Here is a 19,988-nt window from a genome sequence, read left to right on the forward strand (position 1 = left end):
TCTGGTTCAATCCTCGATTTCGTTGAGTCGGCGGCCGGACAGGGCAGCCTTGACGGCGGCATCCATACGACGCGCAGCAAAGGCATCGGTCACCTGGGACAGGCGCTTGATCTGGGCCTCGATGGCGACGACATCACTGCCGATCGCCAACTCGCTCAGGGTCTGCATGCTGTCGAGGATGGCGGCGCGCTCGGTATCGTCCAGCAGGCGCTCCCCATCGACGTCCAGCGCAGCCTGGACAGCTTCCAGCAGGCGCTCGGCCTCGACCTGCTGCTCGCGCAGGGCACGGGCGTTCTTGTCTTCGCCGGCGTATTCGAAGGAGTCCTTCAGCATGCGAGAGATTTCGCCATCGGTCAGGCCATAGGATGGCTTCACCTGGATACTCGCCTCGACGCCGGACGCCAGTTCGCGAGCGGTCACACCCAGCAGGCCGTCGGCATCCACCTGGAAGGTCACACGAATCTTCGCCGCCCCCGCCACCATCGGCGGAATGCCGCGCAACTCGAAGCGCGCCAGGGAACGGCAATCCTTGATCAGCTCGCGCTCACCCTGGAGCACGTGGATCATCATGGCCGTCTGGCCATCCTTGTAGGTGGTGAAGTCCTGGGCGCGAGCCACTGGAATCGTGGTGTTGCGCGGAATCACCTTCTCCATCAGCCCGCCCATGGTTTCCAGGCCGAGCGACAGCGGAATCACGTCGAGCAACAGCAGCTCTTCGCCGCGCTTGTTCCCCGCCAGGGTATCGGCCTGCACGGCAGCACCAATGGCCACGACCTGATCAGGATCGATATCGGTCAGCGGCTGGCGGCCGAACATCTCCGCCGCTGCCTCGCGAACGCGCGGCACGCGGGTGGAACCGCCGACCATGACAACGGCTTCGACCTCATCCAGCTCGATGCCGGCATCCCGCACGGCGCGACGACAGGCCTTGAGGCTGCGGGCGACCATGGGCTCGATCAGGGCGTCGAACTGTGCGCGAGTGAGCACGCCGCGCCAATCGCCATGGACCAGCTCGACGCTGCCGGCATCGGTCAGGGCTTCCTTCGCATCGCAGGCAGTACGCAACAGGCTGCGCTGTGCGCCAGGATCGAGATCAGCGGAAAGACCAGCCTGCTCGACTATCCAGCCAGCAATCGCATGATCGAAATCATCACCGCCCAGCGCGCTGTCGCCGCCGGTGGCCATGACTTCGAAGACGCCACGAGACAGGCGCAGGATGGAGATATCGAAGGTGCCGCCGCCCAGGTCGTAGATGGCGACCACGCCTTCGGCCTGCTTGTCCAGGCCATAGGCCACGGCAGCTGCGGTAGGTTCGTTGAGCAGACGCAACACGTTGAGCCCGGCCAGACGCGCAGCGTCCTTGGTGGCCTGGCGCTGGGCCTCATCGAAGTACGCCGGCACGGTGATCACCGCACCCACAAGCTCGCCACCGAGGGTCTGCTCGGCGCGCTGACGCAGGGCCTTGAGAATATCGGCCGAGACTTCCACCGGGCTCTTGGCGCCCTGGACGGTCTCGATGAAGGGCATGTGCGATTCGCCACCCACGAAGCGATAGGGCAGTTGCTCGCCCAATTGCTTGACGTCTTCCAGTCCACGCCCCATGAAGCGCTTGACGGAAATAATGGTGTTGAACGGATCACTGGCGGCAGCCTGCTTGGCGCTGCGGCCAACTTCGACGCGATCGGCGTGATAGCGGACCGCAGAAGGCAGGATGACCTGTCCATCGTCATCCGGCAGGGGTTCGGCGACACCGCTGCGCACGGCAGCGACCAGCGAATTGGTGGTACCCAGGTCAATACCCACCGCCAGGCGGCGCTGGTGCGGCTGGGGGCTCAGCCCGGGTTCGGCGATCTGCAGTAAGGCCATGCTTGTCTATTTATCAGGCGTACCGGCAACCATGACGGCATCGCGGGTTAATCGTCGAGGCGCTCTTCCAGTTGGCGCACTTCGTGGGTCAGCTTGTCGAGGAACTGCATACGGCGCGCCAGACGCTCTGCATCTTCGCGGCGCTCGCCATCATCCCAGCACTCGGCGAACTCGACATCCAGCTCCGCCTGCGCCGCCTTGAGCCGGCGCTTGAACGCACCCGCACCATCAAGGTCCGCGCTGTCGTGCAATTCCTCTAGCTCTTCGCGCCACTGCATCTGCTGCAGCAGGAACTGAGGGTCCTGCACCGTAACTTCCAGCGGCAGCTCCTGCCCCTTCAGCGCCAGCAGATAAAGTGCCCGTCGCGGCGCGCTCTTCAGTGTCTGGTATGCATCGTTGAGCTGCGCCGCGCGCTCCAGCGCCAGACGCTGCTCACGCTCGGAGGCATCGGCGAAACGGTCGGGATGGACGGTACGCGCCAGCTCGCGATAACGCGCCGCAAGCTGGTCAAGGTCCAGTCGATAACCCGGCTTCAGGTCGAACAGGGCGAAATGACAGGGAGTTCCCACACACGCCTCAGACGTTGAAGCTCTCGCCGCAGCCACACTCACCGCGCACGTTAGGGTTATTGAACTTGAAGCCCTCGTTGAGCCCTTCGCGAACGAAGTCCAGCTCAGTGCCATCGAGATAGGTCAGGCTCTTGGGATCGATGATCACCTTGACGCCATGACTCTCGAAGACCAGGTCTTCAGCAGTCAACTCGTCGACGAACTCCAGCACATAGGCGAGACCGGAGCAGCCAGTCGTACGCACCCCCAGACGGATACCTTCACCCTTGCCGCGTCCGTCGATGGAACGCTGCACGTGACGGGCGGCGGATTCGGTCATGCTGATGGCCATTGCAACTCCTTACTCGTTCGAGCGCTTAGAGCAGACCCTTCTTCTGCTTGTAGTCATGGACGGCCGCCTTGATGGCGTCCTCAGCCAGTACCGAGCAGTGGATCTTCACCGGCGGCAGAGCCAGCTCTTCGGCAATGGTGGTGTTCTTGATGGCAGCCGCTTCGTCCAGGGTCTTGCCCTTCATCCACTCAGTGGCGAGGGAGCTGGAAGCGATGGCGGAACCGCAGCCGTAGGTCTTGAACTTGGCGTCTTCGATCACGCCCTGCTCGTTGACCTTGATCTGCAAGCGCATCACGTCGCCGCAGGCCGGCGCGCCGACCATGCCAGTGCCCACGTCGGGGTCCTGGGCGTCGAGCTTGCCGACGTTACGCGGGTTTTCGTAGTGGTCGATGACCTTGTCGCTGTATGCCATGGTAACTATTCCTCACTCATCAGGGTGGCGTCAGTGCGCCTGCCATTCGACCTGGGAAAGGTCGACGCCCTCTTTATACATATCCCACAGCGGGGACAGTTCACGGAGCTTGCTGACCGCTTCGCGCACCTTGGCAGCGGCGTAGTCCACTTCGTCCTCGGTGGTGAAACGACCGAAGGTGAAGCGGATGGAGCTGTGCGCCAGCTCGTCGTTGCGGCCCAGGGCGCGCAGCACGTAGGACGGCTCCAGGGAAGCCGAGGTGCAGGCGGAACCGGAGGAGACCGCGAGGTCCTTGAGCGCCATGATCAGCGACTCGCCTTCGACGTAGTTGAAGCTGACGTTCATGTTGTGCGGCACGCGCGCCGTGGCGCTGCCGTTCAGATAGAGCTCTTCCATGCCATCGATCTGGGACCAGAAGCGATCAGCCAGGGCCTTGATACGCAAGCGCTCGGAGGCCATTTCCTGCTTGGCGATGTGGAAGGCTTCACCCATGCCGACGATCTGGTGGGTCGCCAGGGTGCCGGAGCGCATGCCGCGCTCGTGACCGCCGCCGTGCATCATGGCTTCGAGGCGCACACGCGGCTTGCGGCGGACGTAGAGCGCGCCGATGCCTTTCGGGCCGTAGGTCTTGTGGGCAGAGAAGGACATCAGGTCGACCTTCAGCTTCTCCAGGTCGATCTCGACCTTGCCGGTGGACTGGGCAGCGTCGACGTGGAAAAGGATGCCGCGGGCACGGGTCAGCTCGCCGATGGCGGCGATGTCGTTGATGGTGCCGATTTCGTTGTTCACGTGCATGACGGAAACCAGGATGGTGTCGTCACGCAGGGCAGCCTCGACCATGGCCGGAGTGATCAGGCCATCTTCGCCCGGCTCCAGGTAGGTCACTTCGAAGCCTTCGCGCTCCAGCTGGCGGGTGGTGTCCAGGACCGCCTTGTGCTCGATCTTCGAGGTAATGATGTGCTTGCCCTTGCCACCGTAGAAGTGTGCAACACCCTTGATGGCCAGGTTGTCGGACTCGGTCGCACCGGAAGTCCAGACGATTTCGCGAGGGTCCGCATTGACCAGCTCAGCGACCTGACGACGAGCATTCTCCACCGATTCTTCAGCTTTCCAGCCGAACACGTGGGAGCGCGAGGCCGGGTTGCCGAAGTTGCCGTCCACCAGCAGGCACTCGCTCATTTTCTGAGCGACGCGCGGGTCCACCGGCGTAGTGGCGGAGTAGTCGAGGTAGATCGGCAATTTCATCGGGGCTCTCCTATCAGGTATCGGGGCCAATCACGGGCCGGCGCCCTGCTCAATCGATGGCGGACGCTTCAATCTTATCGAGGTGCGGCATCCTGCCATTGCTTCCACAGCGGCGTTGATCCTGTCGCTGTGCGACCTCTTGAACCTCACGGCGATTGACCAGGTCGGCCAAGCTGATGCCGCTGAGGAACTCGTGGATCTGCAGACTCAGATCACACCAGAGGTGGTGGGTAAGGCAGGTATCGCCGGAATGGCAATCGCCCAGGCCTTGGCAACGGGTGGCATCTACCGACTCGTTGACCGCATCTATTACCTGGGCGACATGAATGCCATGCATGTCGCGGGAAAGCTGGTAGCCACCGCCCGGGCCGCGCACACTGCTGACCAGGTTGCCGCGACGGAGCTTGGCGAAAAGCTGCTCGAGGTAGGACAGGGAAATGCCCTGCCGCTCGGAAATATCAGCCAGGGACACCGGCCCATGCTGCGCATGCAGCGCCAGGTCGAGCATGGCGGTGACGGCGTAACGGCCTTTGGTGGTCAGTCGCATGGTGAGTACCACGGGATCGCTGGAATGCAGCGAGTATGCGATTCCCGACTATTTAAGTCAACTATAAGCCTGATCAAAATAGTCGGGATTACATCTTGCAGGGGCGTGCATGATAGCAGAGGCACATCCCGTTAGCACCCTAATAATCCGCCCCGAAAACACCGGACCAAAGTCGAATCGGAAGCGTCAGGCGACCGGCTTGCGCTCTTCGTCCTTGACGCCCGCAAAGTCCTCATCACGAAGCTCCGGCAACGCCTTGGCGCAATAGTCACTGCCCAGCGCAGTAAGCGCCTTGCACATGCCGTCCAGGCGCTCGTCGACCGCCTGCACGTGATCGAGCAACTGGCCAATGGCGCGAGCCACCGGATCAGGCATGTCCTGGCCCAGGCCATAGGCGTCGAAACCGAAACGCTCGGCAATGGCCTGACGTTTGGCCTCCTGCTCGGGATCAGCCTTGACGATGACCCTACCCGGAATCCCCACCGCCGTAGCACCGGCAGGCACTTCCTTGGTCACCACGGCATTGGAGCCGATCTTGGCGCCCGCACCAACGGTGAAAGGCCCAAGCACCTTGGCGCCCGCGCCTACCACCACACCATCTTCCAGCGTCGGATGGCGCTTGCCCTGGTTCCAGCTGGTACCCCCGAGGGTCACGCCCTGATAGAGAGTCACGTCATTGCCGATTTCGGCAGTCTCGCCAATGACGATGCCCATACCGTGGTCGATGAAGAACCGCCGGCCGATCTTGGCACCGGGATGGATTTCGATGCCGGTAAGCCAGCGACTGAAGTTGGACACCAGGCGCGCCAGCCACTTCCAACCGGAGACCCACAAAGCGTGGGCCACGCGATGCAACCAGATGGCATGCAGGCCCGGGTAACAGGTGAGCACCTCGAAGGCATTGCGCGCAGCCGGATCACGGTGGAATACGCTCTGAATGTCTTCTCGAATGCTGTCGAACATCACTTGTCACTCCGCTTGCTTGTTTCGCCCCGCGCGGCTTTCTGGGTTTCCGTGAGGATGCCCCGCAGGATATTCATTTCCAACTTGCTGATGGCGCTACGGCCATAGAGACGGCGCAGACGGGACATCAGATGTCGCGGCTTTTCCGGGTCCAGGAAGCCGATCTCGACCAGGGTGCTCTCCAGGTGTTCGTAGTAGCGCTCCAGCTCATCGACGGTGACCGGCTGGGCATTGAGCATGGCGGTGGTTTCCACCTTCTCCACCTTGCTCGGCAAGCCTTCCTGCTCAAGCCACGCCATGCGCACCTCGTACACCAGCACCTGAACGGCGGCCGCCAGATTCAGCGAGGAGAACTCGGGATTGGACGGGATATGCACGTGATACTGGCAGCGCTGCAACTCTTCGTTGGTCAGACCCGCGTACTCGCGACCGAACACCAAGGCAACCTCACCGCCGAGCTGCGCCTGCTCCACGGAAGTCTTGCCGCACTCGCGCGGATCCAGCAGTGGCCAGGGAATACGGCGATCACGAGCACTGGTACCAATGACCAGACTGCAGCCCACCAGCGCCTCTTCCAGGGTGGCAACGACCTGAGCACCCGCGAGGATGTCATCCGCACCGGATGCGCGAGCCTGAGCCTCGGGACTGGGGAAGTCCTCGGGATCGACCAGCACCAGCTTCGACAGGCCCATGTTCTTCATGGCGCGCGCGGCACCACCGATATTGCCGGGATGGCTGGTATTGACCAGCACAACGCGAATGTTCTGCAGCAACGCTCTAGTCTCCCAGCGGAACCTCAAGGGAGCGGAATATTACCGGAGCCCCCGACGCAACGCCACGAATGACGCCTCGTCCTCTGCCTGCCTTGAGCTTTTTCTGCTACTATGTGCGGCTTTCTTCTTTAACGACCCAGGTGAACTCCCCATGCAGCCTATGCTGAATATCGCCCTGCGCGCCGCTCGCAGCGCCGGTGAACTGATTTTCCGCTCTATCGAGCGCCTGGACGTTATCTCCGTCAACGAGAAGGACGCCAAGGACTACGTCACCGAGGTCGATCGCGCCGCTGAACTGTCCATCGTGCAGGCCCTGCGCAAGGCCTACCCGAACCACGGCATCATGGGCGAGGAAGGCGGCCTGCTGGAAGGCAAGGGCGAAGGCGCCGACTACCTGTGGATCATCGATCCGCTGGATGGCACCACCAACTTCATTCGTGGCGTTCCGCATTTCGCCATCAGCATCGCCTGCAAATACAAGGGTCGCCTGGAGCACGCCGTGATCCTCGATCCGGTCCGCCAGGAAGAGTTCACTGCCAGCCGCGGCCGTGGCGCCGCCCTCAACGGCCGCCGCCTGCGTGTCAGCCCGCGCAAGAGCCTGGAAGGCGCCCTGCTGGGCACCGGTTTCCCCTTCCGCGATAGCCAGCTGGACAACCTCGACAACTACCTGGGCATGTTCCGCAGCCTGGTTGGTCAGACCGCCGGCATCCGCCGCGCCGGCTCCGCCAGCCTGGACCTGGCCTACGTCGCCGCTGGCCGCTTCGACGCGTTCTGGGAATTCGGCCTGTCCGAGTGGGACATGGCTGCAGGCGCCCTCCTGGTTCAGGAAGCCGGCGGCCTGGTAAGCGACTTCACCGGCGGCCATGACTTCCTTGAGAAGGGCCACATCGTTGCCGGCAACACCAAGTGCTTCAAGGCGGTGCTGACCGCCATCCAGCCGCACCTGCCGCCGTCGCTGAAACGCTGATCGCGCAGCCATGAAAAAACCCGGCCAAGGCCGGGTTTTTTTGTACTCAAGCGCAGCTTATTGCTGCACGCCTGCACCGCCACCCTGGGGCTCGATACCGCCGCCCTGCTGGCTCAGGATCAACTGACCTTCCTTCGTCACCGGAATCTGACGACCCGGGTCATGATCCATGCGAACCTGGCTAACCTTGCCATCCAACTGGTACTTCACGTCATAGCCGACGAGCCTTTCGCTCGTGTCAGTGACGGTCTTGCAGCGGGTTTCAGTCGTGGTGTAGGTGTCACCTTCCTGCATGTGCTCCTGCACCTTGTTGCCGGCATAACCACCGCCGACGGCGCCAGCCACAGTGGCGATCTTCTTGCCGCTACCGCCGCCGACCTGGTTGCCCAGCAGACCACCCGCAACCGCTCCAAGGACGGTGCCGGCAATCTGATGTTGATCCTTGACCGGACGCTGACGGGTCACCGCCACATCGTTGCAGACCTCGCGCGGGGTCTTCACGGTTTCATTGATCGGTTGGACAGCGAGCACTTCGGCATACTCCGGGCCGTTCTTGCCTACCAGGTTGTAGGTGGCCACGGCGCCGCCGGCAGTCACACCAACCGCACCCAATACAGCACCGACGAGCATCGACTTGTTCACTTGAACCTCCTGAATCTTCCATAGCGGGCCTACTTGCCCTGCTCAACGCCTTGGATAGGCGGATAAATGCCAAGTTCCCAAACCCATGGGAATATTCCGACAAATGGGACGACAGTCTCATACAGCAGAAACGACGAGGCCCGGCATTTGCCGGGCCTCGCTTTCAGCTGCGGTACGCCTCAGGGACGGTCATCCGCTTCGGCGGTATTCGCCGGCGGAATCAGGTCCTCGGAAGACAGACCCAGCCAGATCAGTACCGGGGCACTGATATAGATCGAGGAGTACGTACCCACGACCACACCGACCAACAGCGACAGGGCGAAGCCGTGCAGGCTGTCACCGCCGAAGATCAGCAGGGCGAACAGCGCCAGGGCAGTGGACATCGAGGTCGCAATGGTCCGCAGCAGGGTCTGGGTGCAGGACACGTCGATGTTCTCGATCAGGTCAGCACGACGCAGCACGCGGAAGTTTTCACGGATACGGTCGAAGATGATGATGGTGTCGTTCAGCGAGTAGCCGATCATCGCCAGCACAGCAGCCAGAACAGTGAGGTCGAAGGGAATCTGGAAGAAAGCCAGGATACCCAGGGTGACAATCACGTCGTGAACCAGCGAGGCCACAGCGCCTACACCGAACTTCCACTGGAAGCGGAAGGCCAGGTACAGCAGGATGCCGCCCAGTGCCAGCAGCATGGCCAGGCCACCCTGGTCACGCAGCTCTTCACCCACCTGCGGGCCGACGAATTCGACGCGCTTGAGCTCGAACTTGCTCTCGGCATCCACCTTGCGCAGGGCGTCGGCGACCTTGTTGCCCAGCTGCGGGTCTTCACCAGCCAGACGAACCAGGACATCGGTCGAAGCACCGAAGCTCTGCACAATGGCGTCGGGGTAGCCGACCTGGCCCAGTTCCTTCTTGATCAGCTCGAGGTTCGCCGGCTTCTCGTAGGCGAGCTCGATCAGCGTACCGCCAGTGAAGTCCAGGCCGAAGTTCAGACCCTTGATGAACAGGCTGCCGATACCGATCAGGCTGATGATCACGGTGATGGCGAACGCAACGTTGCGTATCGCCATGAAACGGATGGTTGACTTGATCATGACAGGCCTCAAATCCACAGTTTCTTGAAGTTGCGGCCACCGAAGATCAGGTTGACCATGCCGCGGGTGAACATGATGGCGGTGAACATCGAGGTGATGATCCCCAGCGACATGGTCACGGCAAAGCCCTTGATCGGACCGGTTCCGAGGGCGAACAGGATGCCGCCCACCAGCAGGGTGGTGAGGTTACTGTCGACGATCGCGGTATAGGCGCGGTCGAAACCTTCGTGAATCGCACGCTGTACCGACAGGCCGTTGTTCAACTCCTCGCGAATACGCGAGTAGATCAACACGTTGGCGTCCACCGCCATGCCGAGGGTCAGCACGATACCGGCGATACCCGGCAGCGTCAGGGTCGCACCGATCACCGACATCAGGCCGACCAGCAGCACCAGGTTGAACGCCAGGGCAATGGTGGCCAGGAAGCCGAAGAAGCGGTAGATGGCCATGATGAACAGCGATACGAAGACCATCGCCCACTCGGTGGATTCGATGCCCTTGATGATGTTCTCGGCACCCAGGCTCGGGCCGATGGTGCGCTCTTCCGCGAAGTACATCGGTGCAGCCAGGCCACCAGCGCGCAGCAGCAGGGCCAGTTCGGAAGACTCACCCTGGCCGTTCAGGCCGGTGATGCGGAACTGGCTGCCCAGCGGCGACTGAATGGTCGCCAGGCTGATGATTTTCTTCTCTTCCTTGAAGCTCTGGACCGCGACTTCCTGCTGGACGCCGTTGACGTCCTGGGTGACGTAGCGGGTAACCGGGCGCTGCTCGATGAAGATCACCGCCATGCTGCGGCCCACGTTGTTGCGGGTAGCACGGCTCATCAGTTCGCCACCATGGCCATCCAGACGGATGTTCACTTGCGGGCGACCGTTCTCGTCGTAGCTGGCCTGGGCGTCGGTCACCTGGTCACCGGTGATGATCAGACTGCGCTCCAGCGGCACCGGCGGACGACCCGGCTCACGGAACTCGAAGGATTCGGTAGAAGCCTTGCTGGCGGTCGACTCAGCGGCCAGGCGGAACTCCAGGTTGGCGGTCTTGCCGAGGATACGCTTGGCTTCGGCGGTGTCCTGCACACCCGGCAGTTCAACCACGATGCGGTTGGCACCCTGGCGCTGCACGATCGGCTCGGCCACACCCAGTTCGTTCACGCGGTTACGAACGGTGGTCAAGTTCTGCTTGATGGAGTATTCGCGGATCTCAGCCAGCTTGGCCTGGGTCAGGACCAGTTGCAGGACCTGCTGATCGCCACGCGCGGTGGTGGTCATCTGGAAATCGTTGAAGCTCTTGCGAATCAGCGACTGCGCCTTGTCCAGGGACTCCTGATCGGTGAAGCCGAGCTGGAAGCCGTTCTCCTGGGCCGGCAGGCTGCGGTAACGGATCCGCTCCTTGCGCAGCAGGGTACGAACTTCGCCTTCGTAGATCTTCAGGCGCGCATCGACAGCTTTCTCCATGTCCACTTCCAGCAGGAAGTGCACACCGCCGGAGAGGTCAAGACCGAGCTTCATCGGTGCAGCGCCAAGCTTGCGCAGCCAGTCCGGCGTGGTCGGGGCCAGGTTGAGTGCGACTACGTAGTCGTCGCCCAGCGCCTTGCGTACAACATCCTTCGCCGGCAGCTGGTCACCCAGCTTGGTCAGACGCAGCAGGCCGCCGCGTTCGCTGACGCTGGAGGACTTGAGCTCGATGCCCGCTTGCTTCAGGGCTTCGCTCGCCTTGTCCAGGTCGGATTGCTGGATCTTCAGCGCGGTGCTGGTGCCGCTGATCTGGATCGCCGGATCATCCGGATAGAGATTGGGTGCGGAATAGACCAGGCCGATCGCCAGCACCGCCAGGATCAGCAGATATTTCCACAGTGGATACTTGTTGAGCATGACTCCGCCCGTTATGAAGCGGGGCGCCTGATGGCGCCCCGTCGGTGTTGATCCATGTATCTGTTAGATGGCTTTCAGGGTGCCCTTCGGCAGGGTCGCCGCAATAGCCGCCTTCTGGAACTTCAGCTCTACGGTATCGGACACTTCGATGACTACGAAGTCATCGGTGACCTTGGTGACCTTGCCGGCGATGCCGCCGGAGGTGACCACTTCATCACCTTTCTGCAGGCTGCCCAGGAGGTTCTTGTGCTCCTTGGCGCGTTTGGCCTGGGGACGCCAGATCATCAGGTAGAAGATGACCAGGAAACCGATCAGGAAAACCCACTCGAAACCGGTACCGGCAGGACCTGCAGCGGCGGCCGGCGCAGCAGCGTCGGCATAGGCGGCGGGAATCAGAAAGCTCATGTAGCACTCCTGTTGCGGAAATTTGAAAAAATCGACTGTGAATATGCGGCTTTATCAGTCCAGGGGCGGAGTCGGTAGTCCGCGCTTGGCGTAGAAGGCATCGACAAAGGCGGCCAATTTACCCTGTTGGATTGCCTCGCGCAAACCAGCCATCAGGCGCTGGTAATGCCGCAAGTTGTGGATTGTATTCAACATGCTGCCGAGCATTTCGCCGCATTTGTCCAAATGGTGGAGATAGGCGCGCGAGAAGTGTTTGCAGGTGTAACAGTCGCAAGTCGGGTCCAGCGTAGACTCGTCATGCTTATGCACCGAGTTGCGGATTTTCAGCACGCCGGTATCGATGAACAGGTGACCGTTTCGCGCATTACGCGTCGGCATCACGCAGTCGAACATATCCACACCGCGGCGCACACCCTCCACGAGATCCTCCGGCTTGCCCACGCCCATCAGGTAGCGCGGCTTGTCCGTCGGCATCTGCCCGGGCAGGTAGTCCAGCACACGAATCATCTCGTCCTTGGGCTCGCCCACCGACAGACCGCCGATGGCCAGTCCGTCGAAGCCGATTTCACTGAGGCCTTCCAGGGAGCGCATGCGCAGTTCTTCGTGCATGCCGCCCTGGACGATGCCGAACAGCGCAGCGGTGCTTTCACCGTGAGCCGCTTTGGAGCGCTTGGCCCAACGCAGGGACAGCTCCATGGAGCGCTTGGCGGTATCGAAGTCAGCCGGATAAGGCGTGCACTCGTCGAAGATCATCACGATGTCGGAGCCCAGGTCGCGCTGGACCTGCATGGACTCCTCGGGCCCCATGAACACCTTCGCGCCATCAACCGGCGAAGCGAAAGTCACGCCCTCTTCCTTGATCTTGCGCATGGCACCCAGGCTGAACACCTGGAAGCCACCGGAATCGGTGAGGATCGGCCCCTGCCACTGCATAAAGTCGTGCAGGTCGCCATGGCGCTTGATCACTTCCATGCCCGGGCGCAACCAGAGGTGGAAGGTATTGCCAAGGATGATCTGCGCGCCGATTCCTTCGATATCGCGCGGCAACATGCCCTTCACGGTGCCGTAGGTGCCTACGGGCATGAAGGCAGGCGTCTCGACAACACCCCGGGGGAAGGTCAGACGGCCACGACGGGCCTTGCCGTCGGTGGCCAGCAGCTCGAAGTTCATCCGGCAGGTGCGCGTCATGCTTGGTCCTCGGGCCCGCGAGGGGCGGGATTGCGGGTGATGAACATGGCATCACCGTAACTGAAGAATCGGTAACCCTGCTCCACGGCGGCATCGTAGGCGGCCATGGTCTCTGGATAGCCGGCAAAGGCGGAAACCAACATCAGCAGGGTGGATTCGGGCAAATGGAAATTGGTAACCAGGGCATCGACCACATGGAAGGGTCGGCCGGGGTACAGGAAAATATCGGTGTCGCCGCTGAACGCCTTGAGCTGCCCGTCTCGCGCGGCGCTTTCGAGGGAGCGCACGCTGGTGGTGCCAACCGCAACCACCCTGCCACCACGGGCACGGCAGGCGGCAACGGCATCGACCACGTCCTGGCCCACTTCAAGCCACTCGCAGTGCATGTGGTGGTCTTCGATGCGCTCTACTCGCACCGGCTGGAAGGTACCCGCCCCGACATGCAGCGTGACGAAAGCACTTTTTACCCCTTTGGCGGCAATGGCGGCCAGCAGGTCCTGGTCGAAATGCAGCCCCGCCGTCGGCGCCGCAACGGCACCGGCGTGGCGGGCGTAGACGGTCTGGTAACGCTCGCGGTCGGCGTCTTCGTCAGGCCTGTCTATATAGGGAGGCAGCGGCATGTGGCCGACCCTGTCCAGCAGCGGCAACACTTCTTCGGCGAACTTCAGTTCGAACAGCGCATCGTGGCGAGCGACCATTTCAGCCTCCCCGCCACCGTCGATCTGCAGCATCGAGCCCGGCTTGGGCGACTTGCTGGAGCGCACATGGGCCAGCACGCGATGACTGTCCAGCACACGCTCGACAAGAATCTCCAGCTTGCCGCCAGAAGCCTTCTGGCCGAACAGGCGCGCGGGAATGACGCGGGTGTTGTTGAACACCATCAGATCGCCGGGCCGCAGGTATTCCAGCAGGTCGGTGAAATGGCGATGGTTCAGTGCACCAGATTCGCCATTCAGCACGAGGAGGCGGCTGGCGCGACGCTCGGCCAGTGGATGGCGGGCAATAAGAGCTTCAGGGAGCTCGAAGTGGAAGTCGGCTACGCGCATGGTGGGGGGTCGTATCGCAGGGGCGCAGATAGTACAGGAAATGCCTGTTTCTGACCACGCAGACGGATTGACCGACACAGAGCGTCTCCCTATACTCCGCCGCCATCGTGCCTCGGTGGCGGAATGGTAGACGCGGCGGATTCAAAATCCGTTTCTGGCGACAGAGTGAGAGTTCGAGTCTCTCCCGGGGCACCACGATATCTCCAAGCTCTTTCTGGGCTTTCTCCCCCTCAACTTTCCGCCCGTCCGGGGCCCTTTCCCCGCCCGTAAATATTGGTCTTTCGGGGCTTGGCATTTCCGGGAAACTTAGCGTAGAGTTGGCCAACTGTGTTTGCATGGGTCGCTGTTGAATCGTGACCTGATGCGGTAGATCACCAGATCCGCTACATCCCGCTCGACTTCTCTTACCTCTTTGCAACCAGTTCCAGCCCTTCTGGCGCACCAGTGAACAGCAGGCTGTCATCAACTTCAGTTTCAAGGAAAAAGATATGTCGAATCGTCAAACCGGCACCGTCAAATGGTTCAACGACGAGAAAGGTTTTGGTTTCATCACCCCGGAAAGCGGCCCGGATCTGTTCGTTCACTTCCGCGCTATCGAAGGCTCCGGCTTCCGTAGCCTGAAAGAAGGCCAGAAGGTTACCTTCGAAGCCGTTCAGGGCCAGAAAGGTATGCAGGCTGACAAGGTTCAGGTAGTTAACTAACTACCTGAGCTTCGCCGAAAGCCTCTGATGGAAACATCAGGGGCTTTTTTGTGCCCGCGAATCGGCTGCTAGAATGGTGCGCCTTCCACACGCCAAGAGCCCGCAATGCCGAAACATCAGCTGCGCCCCCAGGGGGAATTCCCCTCCGCCGGGCTGGTTCGTCGCTTCGCCGCGATCTTCTACGACTTCCTCCTCTGCGTCGCCCTGCTGATGGTGGTCACCCTGATCTATCAACAGGTCGTCCTTCGCCTGATTTACGGAGGCGAGCGCCTGCGCCAACTGGCCGACCAGGGTGCCCTCTCCGGCGACCCGGTGCTCTCCACGCTGCTGGTATTCGCCCTGTTCGGATTCTTCGCCAAGTTCTGGACCCATAACGGACAGACCCTCGGCATGCAGGTGTGGGGTATCCGCGTGCAGAACAAGGATGGTTCGGCCATCAGCCTGTGGCAGGCCCTGCTGCGTTTCGTCATTGCCATCGGCTCATGGTTGGCGCTGGGCCTGGGCTTCCTCTGGAGTCTCTGGGACAAAGAGAAGCGCACCTGGCACGACATCTATTCGGAAACCCGGGTCGTTCGCGTCCCCAAGGACGCACACAAGAAGTGACCCACAAAAAAGCCGGCAGAAGCCGGCTTTTTCTTGGATCGATTCAGGGTCAGCCCGCGCGCCTCAGCAGCCAGACGCCAGCCAGGGCGCAGACACCCGCCGGTACCAGAACCGCGAAGAGCGGCGAGAATCCGAACACCAGGCTCGATGGCCCGAGCAGATCCTGGCTGATGCGCACCACGAACCCGATAACGACGCCGGTGAACACGCGCTGGCCCAGGGTTACCGAACGCAGCGGACCGAAAATGAAGGAAATTGCCATCAGCACCAGGGCCGCCGTGACCAGGGGCTGCAGCACTTTGGTCCAGAACGCCAGCCAGTAACGGCCGTTGTTCAGCCCCTGCTCCGCCAGGTAGTGGGTGTAACGCCAGAGGCCCGTGATCGACAGCGCCTCGGGCTCCATCACCACGGTGCCGAGCAACTCCGGCTTGAGTTCGATATTCCAACGCTCGGTGACGCTGTTGAGCACCTCGGTGTGATCGCCCCGGAAATGCGTGGTGGTCACATCCTCCAACTGCCAGTAGTCACCTTGGAACAACGCGCGCTTGGCGAAGCTGGCCGACTGCATGTGGCGCTCGCCATCGAAGTGATAGCGCGTCACGCCATAGAGCACGCCATTGGGCTGCACGGCGTTGATATGGACGAATTCCTCGCCCTGACGGTGCCACAGACCACGCTTGGAGCTTTGTGCATCCCCGCCGCCCTGGGCCAGGGAACGATTGGCCTGGGCCAGGTTCTCGCTCCAGGGTGCGGCGTACTCGCCAATCAGCACGCCTACGAGCATCAGCACCAGCATGGGCTTCATCACCGCCCAGACGATACGGCCGATGGACACACCGGCGGCACGCATCACGGTCAGTTCGCTGCTGCTGGCCAGGGTGCCGAGACCGATCAGGCTACCGATCAGGGCCGCCATGGGCAGCATGTCGTAGACCCGACGCGGCAGGGTGAGGAAGACATACCAGGCTGCGGCGAACACGTCGTAGTCGCCCCCCACGTCGCCCAGCTCATCGATGAAAGCAAACAGTGCCGCGAGGCTGACGATGATCCCCAGCACCGCGAGGATGCCGAAGAACACGCTAGTGCCGATGTAACGATCCAACCTAACCATGGGCCACCTCACGGGCATCACGACGAGCCGCCCACTTCAGGCGCAGAGGCTCCCAGTACAACAACAACAGGCCTACCGCGATGAACAATGCGTGAACCCACCACAGGCCGAGGGCCATGGGAATGCGCCCCTTGTCCAGCTGCCCGCGCGCGGCGATCAGCAGGGCGAGGTACGCCATATACAGAAGGATGGCCGGGAGCAGCTTGAGGAAGCGCCCCTGGCGCGGATTGACCCTGGACAGCGGCACCGCCAGCAGGGTGACGACGAACACCAGCAGCGGGATCGACAGACGCCACTGCAGCTCGGCCTGGTAGCGCGGGTCTGTGCTGCCGATCAACTCGGAAGTGGACACCGCCTCGCGCTCGCCGATTTCCGAGGTAATCTCGGGCTTGGGCAGGAGCACGCCGTAGGTTTCGTAGTGGATGATGCGGTAATCGGCCTTGCCCGGATTACCGTCATAGCGATAGCCATTCTTGAGGATCAGGTAGCGGCTGCCATCCGGCTGGACCTCCTGGTGGCCCTTCTCCGCGACCAGCACCCCAATGCCACGATCCTTGCCGTCCTGGCGCGAAATGCGCTTCTCGGAGATGAACACGCCGCCCAGCTCACCGCGATCGGAAGACAGGGTCTCGGTATAGGTCACCCGTCCGCCACCCTTGAGCGCCTGGAAGCGTCCGGGAACGAGGGTGTCCAGCTCCGTCAGGGCATCCTGTTCGTTGAGGATGCGAGCGACCTGGCCAACGCCCTGGGGCGCGAGACCCAGGCTCAGCCAGGCCACCAGCAGCGCCACCAGCAGCGCAGGAGCGAGGCTGTAGACCATCAGGCGCTGCTGGCTCATGCCGGTAGCGCTGAGCACGGTCATTTCACTTTCGAGATACAGGCGGCCGTAGGCCAGCAGGAAACCGAGAAACAGCCCCAGAGGCAGGATCAGCTGAAGGAAACCGGGGATCCGAAACCCCATGATCATGAACAGCACGCCGGGGTCCAATGCCCCTTGCGCGGCTTGCGCCAGATACTTGATGAAACGGCCGCTCATGATGATCACCAGCAGCACGGCACTGACCGCGCTCAGGGTGACCAGGACTTCGCGGGAGAGATAACGGAAGACAATCAAACCAGACACTCCAGGGTTGTCAGGCTCACGCGGCTACGCTCAAACTAGCCGCTTTATGGCCAGCCCGCCGTTCTGACGGGCCACTGAAAAAATAGCCGGCATTATCCGTCAATCCCGGCTCTTTGTCTTGGGGACACATGTCATGGAATTCCTCGTCAAAAGCGCCCGTCTGGAAACCCTGAAAACCGCCACACTGGTCGTCGCTGTCGGCGAAGGACGCAAGCTTGGCGACGCCGCCAAGGCCGTTGATACCGCAGCTGGCGGCGCCATCGCGACCCTGCTCAAGCGCGGCGACATTGCCGGCAAGGTGGGTCAGACCCTGCTCCTGCACAGCCTCCCCAATCTCAAGGCCGAGCGCGTACTGCTGGTGGGCAGTGGCAAGGAGCGCGACCTCTCTGACCGCCAGTTCCGCAAAATGATCGCCGCCGTGAATGGCGTGCTGAAAGGACTCGGCGGCGGCGATGCCACGCTGGCCCTCTCCGAGCTGGCCGTCAAAGGCCGCGACGCCTACGGCAAGGCCCGCCTGATGGTGGAAACCCTGGCCGATGGCGGTTACGTCTTCGATCGCTTCAAGAGCCAGAAGGCCGAACCCAGGGCTCTGAAGAAAATCACCCTGCTGGTGGAAAAGGCCGACCAGGCCGAGGTCGAGCGCGGCAGCCTGCACGCCCAGGCGATCGCAAACGGCATGGCTTTCACCCGCGACCTCGGCAACCTGCCTCCGAACCTCTGCCACCCCAGTTTCATCGCTGAAGAAGCCAAGGCCCTGGCCAAGGCGCACAAGAACCTCAAGGTCGAAGTGCTCGACGAGAAGAAGCTCAAGGAGCTCGGCGCCGGCGCCTTCCTCGCCGTAGCCCAGGGCAGCGAGCAACCGCCGCGGATGATCGTGCTCAATTACCAGGGCGCCAAGAAGGATGAGCAACCCTTCGCCCTGGTCGGCAAGGGCATCACCTTCGACACCGGCGGCATCAGCATCAAGCCGGCGGCCGGCATGGACGAAATGAAGTACGACATGTGCGGCGCCGCCAGCGTGCTCGGCACCTTCCGTGCCGTGCTGGAACTGCAACTGCCGATCAACCTGGTGGGCCTGCTGGCCTGCGCCGAGAACATGCCCAGCGGCGGCGCCACGCGCCCGGGCGACATCGTCACCACCATGAGCGGCCAGACCGTCGAGATTCTCAACACCGACGCCGAAGGCCGCCTGGTGCTGTGCGACACCCTGACCTATGCCGAGCGCTTCAAGCCGCAGGCGGTGATCGACATCGCCACCCTCACCGGCGCCTGCATCGTCGCCCTGGGCAGCAATACCTCGGGCCTGATGGGCAACAACGACGCGCTGGTGAAGCAGATCCTCAAGGCCGGCGAGTACGCCGACGACCGCGCCTGGCAATTGCCCCTGTTCGACGAATACCAGGAGCAGCTGGACAGCCCGTTCGCCGACATCGCCAACATCGGCGGCCCGAAGGCCGGCACCATCACCGCCGGCTGCTTCCTGTCGCGCTTCGCCAAGAAGTTCCACTGGGCGCACCTGGACATCGCCGGCACCGCCTGGGTCAGCGGCGGCAAGGATAAAGGCGCCACAGGCCGTCCGGTCCCCCTGCTCACCCAGTACCTGCTGGACCGCATCAAGTGAGAGTTGAGTTCTACGTGCTCTCTTCGGCCAATCCGGCTGACCGCCTGCGCGCGGCCTGCCAGTTGGCCGCCAAGGGCTGGCGACATGGCTTGCCAGTCCTCGTACGTTGCACCGATGCCGCCCAGCGCGACGAGCTGAACGAGTTGCTCTGGCGTTTTCGCGGCGAAAGCTTCGTTCCCCACAGCCTGATCGACGACGACGCCAGCGCCCCGGTGGTGCTGGCCCTGGACGAAGCACCCGCCACCCAGCAGGGCCTGCTGATCAACCTTGCTTCGACCATTTCCCCTCACGTCGAGCACTTCAGCCGGATCATCGAGATCGTCAACCAGGAACCCGACCTGCTTGCCGCCTGCCGGGAGAATTTCCGTAGCTACCGGCAGCGGGGCTATGATCCGAAACGAGTCGAACTCTAGCCGTACCGCACCGATGGACACCCCCAAGCACCCCCAAAAGCCGGCGAACCTGCTGGACGACCTCGAATCCATTCGTGCCCTGCTCGATGACGAGCCCGGCGACGCCGAACCACCCTTGCTCACCGAAACCCTGGATGCCGACGGCATCCCGCTGTTGTCGGAAATAGTCGAACCCGCTCCCGCGCCGCCGGCCGCGCCCCTGTCGGTGCCGCAGCAGCCCGTGTTCCAGGCAGCGCCCGTCGAACCAGACCCCATTGCCACGCCGACTCCGGAGTCAGATCCCGCGCCCGCAAAGATGGCCGAAGCGATACGCCAGCGCATGACGCCGGCGAGCAATCCGGAACTGGTCCGCCTGGACAGCGAACTGCGCGCCGCCGCGCAGCTGATCCTGCAGGATGTGATCGACGATTTCGTGCCGCAGATCGAAGCCGAACTGAAACGCCGCCTCGAAGCCCGCCTGACCCGCCTGCTGCCGCCACGCCGGCAGTGATCCGGCG

The 19,988-nt window shown here is 62.4% G+C and carries 22 protein-coding genes and 1 tRNA gene; 7 read left to right on the forward strand and 16 right to left on the reverse strand.

What is annotated here, in order from left to right; all coding sequences use genetic code 11:
- Positions 1-6 precede the first annotated feature (6 nt).
- The 8 genes from hscA to trmJ all read right to left on the reverse strand — a co-directional run bounded on the left by hscA (position 7) and on the right by trmJ (position 6,706).
- The gene (gene hscA, locus DM872_RS23580; protein WP_179061700.1) at positions 7-1,866 is read right to left on the reverse strand and encodes a Fe-S protein assembly chaperone HscA; all 1,860 of its coding nucleotides are present in this window, start codon (positions 1,864-1,866) and stop codon (positions 7-9) included.
- 47 nt (positions 1,867-1,913) lie between these two features.
- Entirely contained in the window at positions 1,914-2,435 is a 522-nt protein-coding gene (hscB, locus tag DM872_RS23585) for a co-chaperone HscB (protein WP_179061701.1), read from the reverse strand.
- Between the two features lie 7 nt (positions 2,436-2,442).
- Complete coding sequence (gene iscA / locus DM872_RS23590) at positions 2,443-2,766, reverse strand: iron-sulfur cluster assembly protein IscA (protein ID WP_077522652.1); 324 nt, start codon at positions 2,764-2,766, stop codon at positions 2,443-2,445.
- A gap of 25 nt (positions 2,767-2,791) precedes the next feature.
- Complete coding sequence (iscU, locus tag DM872_RS23595) at positions 2,792-3,178, reverse strand: Fe-S cluster assembly scaffold IscU (protein ID WP_028628659.1); 387 nt, start codon at positions 3,176-3,178, stop codon at positions 2,792-2,794.
- A gap of 30 nt (positions 3,179-3,208) precedes the next feature.
- On the reverse strand, positions 3,209-4,423 hold the full coding sequence (locus tag DM872_RS23600; RefSeq protein WP_179061702.1) for an IscS subfamily cysteine desulfurase: 1,215 nt from the start codon (positions 4,421-4,423) through the stop codon (positions 3,209-3,211).
- A gap of 49 nt (positions 4,424-4,472) precedes the next feature.
- Positions 4,473-4,970 carry a Fe-S cluster assembly transcriptional regulator IscR gene (iscR, locus tag DM872_RS23605; RefSeq protein ID WP_016491067.1) on the reverse strand — a complete coding sequence of 166 codons (498 nt, stop codon included), beginning with the start codon at positions 4,968-4,970 and terminating at the stop codon, positions 4,473-4,475.
- 186 nt (positions 4,971-5,156) lie between these two features.
- Positions 5,157-5,933: a serine O-acetyltransferase gene (gene cysE, locus DM872_RS23610; RefSeq protein ID WP_179061703.1), complete on the reverse strand. Its 777-nt coding sequence runs from the start codon at positions 5,931-5,933 to the stop codon at positions 5,157-5,159.
- Positions 5,933-6,706, reverse strand: a complete 774-nt coding sequence (gene trmJ / locus DM872_RS23615) for a tRNA (cytosine(32)/uridine(32)-2'-O)-methyltransferase TrmJ (RefSeq protein WP_179061704.1) — start codon at positions 6,704-6,706, stop codon at positions 5,933-5,935. Before trmJ ends, cysE begins: the two co-directional genes overlap by 1 nt.
- 151 nt (positions 6,707-6,857) lie before the next feature.
- On the opposite strand from trmJ, the gene suhB reads away from it, so the two are divergent.
- Positions 6,858-7,673 (forward strand): type III secretion system regulator SuhB, encoded by an 816-nt coding sequence (gene suhB / locus DM872_RS23620; protein ID WP_179061705.1) that lies wholly within the window; start codon positions 6,858-6,860, stop codon positions 7,671-7,673.
- A 57-nt stretch (positions 7,674-7,730) separates the two neighbouring features.
- On the opposite strand, the gene DM872_RS23625 is transcribed toward suhB, so the two are convergent.
- The 6 genes from DM872_RS23625 to queA form a co-directional block, all read right to left on the reverse strand.
- Positions 7,731-8,315, reverse strand: a complete 585-nt coding sequence (locus DM872_RS23625) for a glycine zipper 2TM domain-containing protein (protein ID WP_179061706.1) — start codon at positions 8,313-8,315, stop codon at positions 7,731-7,733.
- A gap of 179 nt (positions 8,316-8,494) precedes the next feature.
- Positions 8,495-9,409: a protein translocase subunit SecF gene (secF, locus tag DM872_RS23630; protein ID WP_179061707.1), complete on the reverse strand. Its 915-nt coding sequence runs from the start codon at positions 9,407-9,409 to the stop codon at positions 8,495-8,497.
- Between the two features lie 8 nt (positions 9,410-9,417).
- On the reverse strand, positions 9,418-11,280 hold the full coding sequence (gene secD, locus DM872_RS23635; protein ID WP_179061708.1) for a protein translocase subunit SecD: 1,863 nt from the start codon (positions 11,278-11,280) through the stop codon (positions 9,418-9,420).
- A 63-nt stretch (positions 11,281-11,343) separates the two neighbouring features.
- On the reverse strand, positions 11,344-11,685 hold the full coding sequence (gene yajC / locus DM872_RS23640) for a preprotein translocase subunit YajC (RefSeq protein ID WP_077522670.1): 342 nt from the start codon (positions 11,683-11,685) through the stop codon (positions 11,344-11,346).
- Between the two features lie 54 nt (positions 11,686-11,739).
- Positions 11,740-12,855, reverse strand: a complete 1,116-nt coding sequence (tgt, locus tag DM872_RS23645; RefSeq protein ID WP_179061819.1) for a tRNA guanosine(34) transglycosylase Tgt — start codon at positions 12,853-12,855, stop codon at positions 11,740-11,742.
- A 14-nt stretch (positions 12,856-12,869) separates the two neighbouring features.
- A complete protein-coding gene (gene queA / locus DM872_RS23650) occupies positions 12,870-13,919 on the reverse strand; it encodes a tRNA preQ1(34) S-adenosylmethionine ribosyltransferase-isomerase QueA (RefSeq protein ID WP_179061709.1) in 1,050 nt (349 codons plus the stop codon).
- A gap of 109 nt (positions 13,920-14,028) precedes the next feature.
- Between queA and DM872_RS23655 the strand changes: the two genes are divergently transcribed.
- The 3 genes from DM872_RS23655 to DM872_RS23665 all read left to right on the forward strand — a co-directional run bounded on the left by DM872_RS23655 (position 14,029) and on the right by DM872_RS23665 (position 15,223).
- A tRNA-Leu gene (locus tag DM872_RS23655) sits at positions 14,029-14,114 on the forward strand.
- A 293-nt stretch (positions 14,115-14,407) separates the two neighbouring features.
- Positions 14,408-14,620 (forward strand): cold-shock protein, encoded by a 213-nt coding sequence (locus tag DM872_RS23660; protein WP_016491057.1) that lies wholly within the window; start codon positions 14,408-14,410, stop codon positions 14,618-14,620.
- 105 nt (positions 14,621-14,725) lie between these two features.
- Complete coding sequence (locus tag DM872_RS23665) at positions 14,726-15,223, forward strand: RDD family protein (protein WP_179061710.1); 498 nt, start codon at positions 14,726-14,728, stop codon at positions 15,221-15,223.
- A 49-nt stretch (positions 15,224-15,272) separates the two neighbouring features.
- On the opposite strand, the gene lptG is transcribed toward DM872_RS23665, so the two are convergent.
- Positions 15,273-16,334, reverse strand: a complete 1,062-nt coding sequence (lptG, locus tag DM872_RS23670) for an LPS export ABC transporter permease LptG (protein WP_179061711.1) — start codon at positions 16,332-16,334, stop codon at positions 15,273-15,275.
- Entirely contained in the window at positions 16,327-17,448 is a 1,122-nt protein-coding gene (gene lptF / locus DM872_RS23675; RefSeq protein WP_077522680.1) for an LPS export ABC transporter permease LptF, read from the reverse strand. Before lptF ends, lptG begins: the two co-directional genes overlap by 8 nt.
- Before the next feature lie 142 nt (positions 17,449-17,590).
- Between lptF and DM872_RS23680 the strand changes: the two genes are divergently transcribed.
- From DM872_RS23680 to DM872_RS23690, 3 genes are read left to right on the forward strand one after another with little or no spacing between them, the layout of a single operon-like run.
- Complete coding sequence (locus DM872_RS23680; RefSeq protein WP_179061712.1) at positions 17,591-19,078, forward strand: leucyl aminopeptidase; 1,488 nt, start codon at positions 17,591-17,593, stop codon at positions 19,076-19,078.
- Positions 19,075-19,491 (forward strand): DNA polymerase III subunit chi, encoded by a 417-nt coding sequence (locus DM872_RS23685; RefSeq protein ID WP_179061713.1) that lies wholly within the window; start codon positions 19,075-19,077, stop codon positions 19,489-19,491. Before DM872_RS23680 ends, DM872_RS23685 begins: the two co-directional genes overlap by 4 nt.
- Before the next feature lie 13 nt (positions 19,492-19,504).
- The gene (locus tag DM872_RS23690) at positions 19,505-19,981 is read left to right on the forward strand and encodes a DNA polymerase III subunit chi (RefSeq protein WP_179061714.1); all 477 of its coding nucleotides are present in this window, start codon (positions 19,505-19,507) and stop codon (positions 19,979-19,981) included.
- Positions 19,982-19,988 lie beyond the last annotated feature (7 nt).

The organism is Pseudomonas taiwanensis (assembly GCF_013393345.1).
Taxonomy (GTDB): Bacteria; Pseudomonadota; Gammaproteobacteria; order Pseudomonadales; family Pseudomonadaceae; genus Metapseudomonas; species Metapseudomonas resinovorans_C.

Bases quoted from the DNA above. Each gene is read 5' to 3' on its own strand.
- hscA (WP_179061700.1), bottom strand. From the start codon at position 1,866: ATGGCCTTACTGCAGATCGCCGAACCCGGGCTGAGCCCCCAGCCGCAC.
- iscA (WP_077522652.1), bottom strand. From the start codon at position 2,766: ATGGCCATCAGCATGACCGAATCCGCCGCCCGTCACGTGCAGCGTTCC.
- iscU (WP_028628659.1), bottom strand. From the start codon at position 3,178: ATGGCATACAGCGACAAGGTCATCGACCACTACGAAAACCCGCGTAAC.
- DM872_RS23600 (WP_179061702.1), bottom strand. From the start codon at position 4,423: ATGAAATTGCCGATCTACCTCGACTACTCCGCCACTACGCCGGTGGAC.
- iscR (WP_016491067.1), bottom strand. From the start codon at position 4,970: ATGCGACTGACCACCAAAGGCCGTTACGCCGTCACCGCCATGCTCGAC.
- cysE (WP_179061703.1), bottom strand. From the start codon at position 5,933: ATGTTCGACAGCATTCGAGAAGACATTCAGAGCGTATTCCACCGTGAT.
- suhB (WP_179061705.1), top strand. From the start codon at position 6,858: ATGCAGCCTATGCTGAATATCGCCCTGCGCGCCGCTCGCAGCGCCGGT.
- secF (WP_179061707.1), bottom strand. From the start codon at position 9,409: ATGATCAAGTCAACCATCCGTTTCATGGCGATACGCAACGTTGCGTTC.
- secD (WP_179061708.1), bottom strand. From the start codon at position 11,280: ATGCTCAACAAGTATCCACTGTGGAAATATCTGCTGATCCTGGCGGTG.
- yajC (WP_077522670.1), bottom strand. From the start codon at position 11,685: ATGAGCTTTCTGATTCCCGCCGCCTATGCCGACGCTGCTGCGCCGGCC.
- tgt (WP_179061819.1), bottom strand. From the start codon at position 12,855: ATGAACTTCGAGCTGCTGGCCACCGACGGCAAGGCCCGTCGTGGCCGT.
- queA (WP_179061709.1), bottom strand. From the start codon at position 13,919: ATGCGCGTAGCCGACTTCCACTTCGAGCTCCCTGAAGCTCTTATTGCC.
- DM872_RS23660 (WP_016491057.1), top strand. From the start codon at position 14,408: ATGTCGAATCGTCAAACCGGCACCGTCAAATGGTTCAACGACGAGAAA.
- DM872_RS23665 (WP_179061710.1), top strand. From the start codon at position 14,726: ATGCCGAAACATCAGCTGCGCCCCCAGGGGGAATTCCCCTCCGCCGGG.
- lptG (WP_179061711.1), bottom strand. From the start codon at position 16,334: ATGGTTAGGTTGGATCGTTACATCGGCACTAGCGTGTTCTTCGGCATC.
- DM872_RS23680 (WP_179061712.1), top strand. From the start codon at position 17,591: ATGGAATTCCTCGTCAAAAGCGCCCGTCTGGAAACCCTGAAAACCGCC.
- DM872_RS23690 (WP_179061714.1), top strand. From the start codon at position 19,505: ATGGACACCCCCAAGCACCCCCAAAAGCCGGCGAACCTGCTGGACGAC.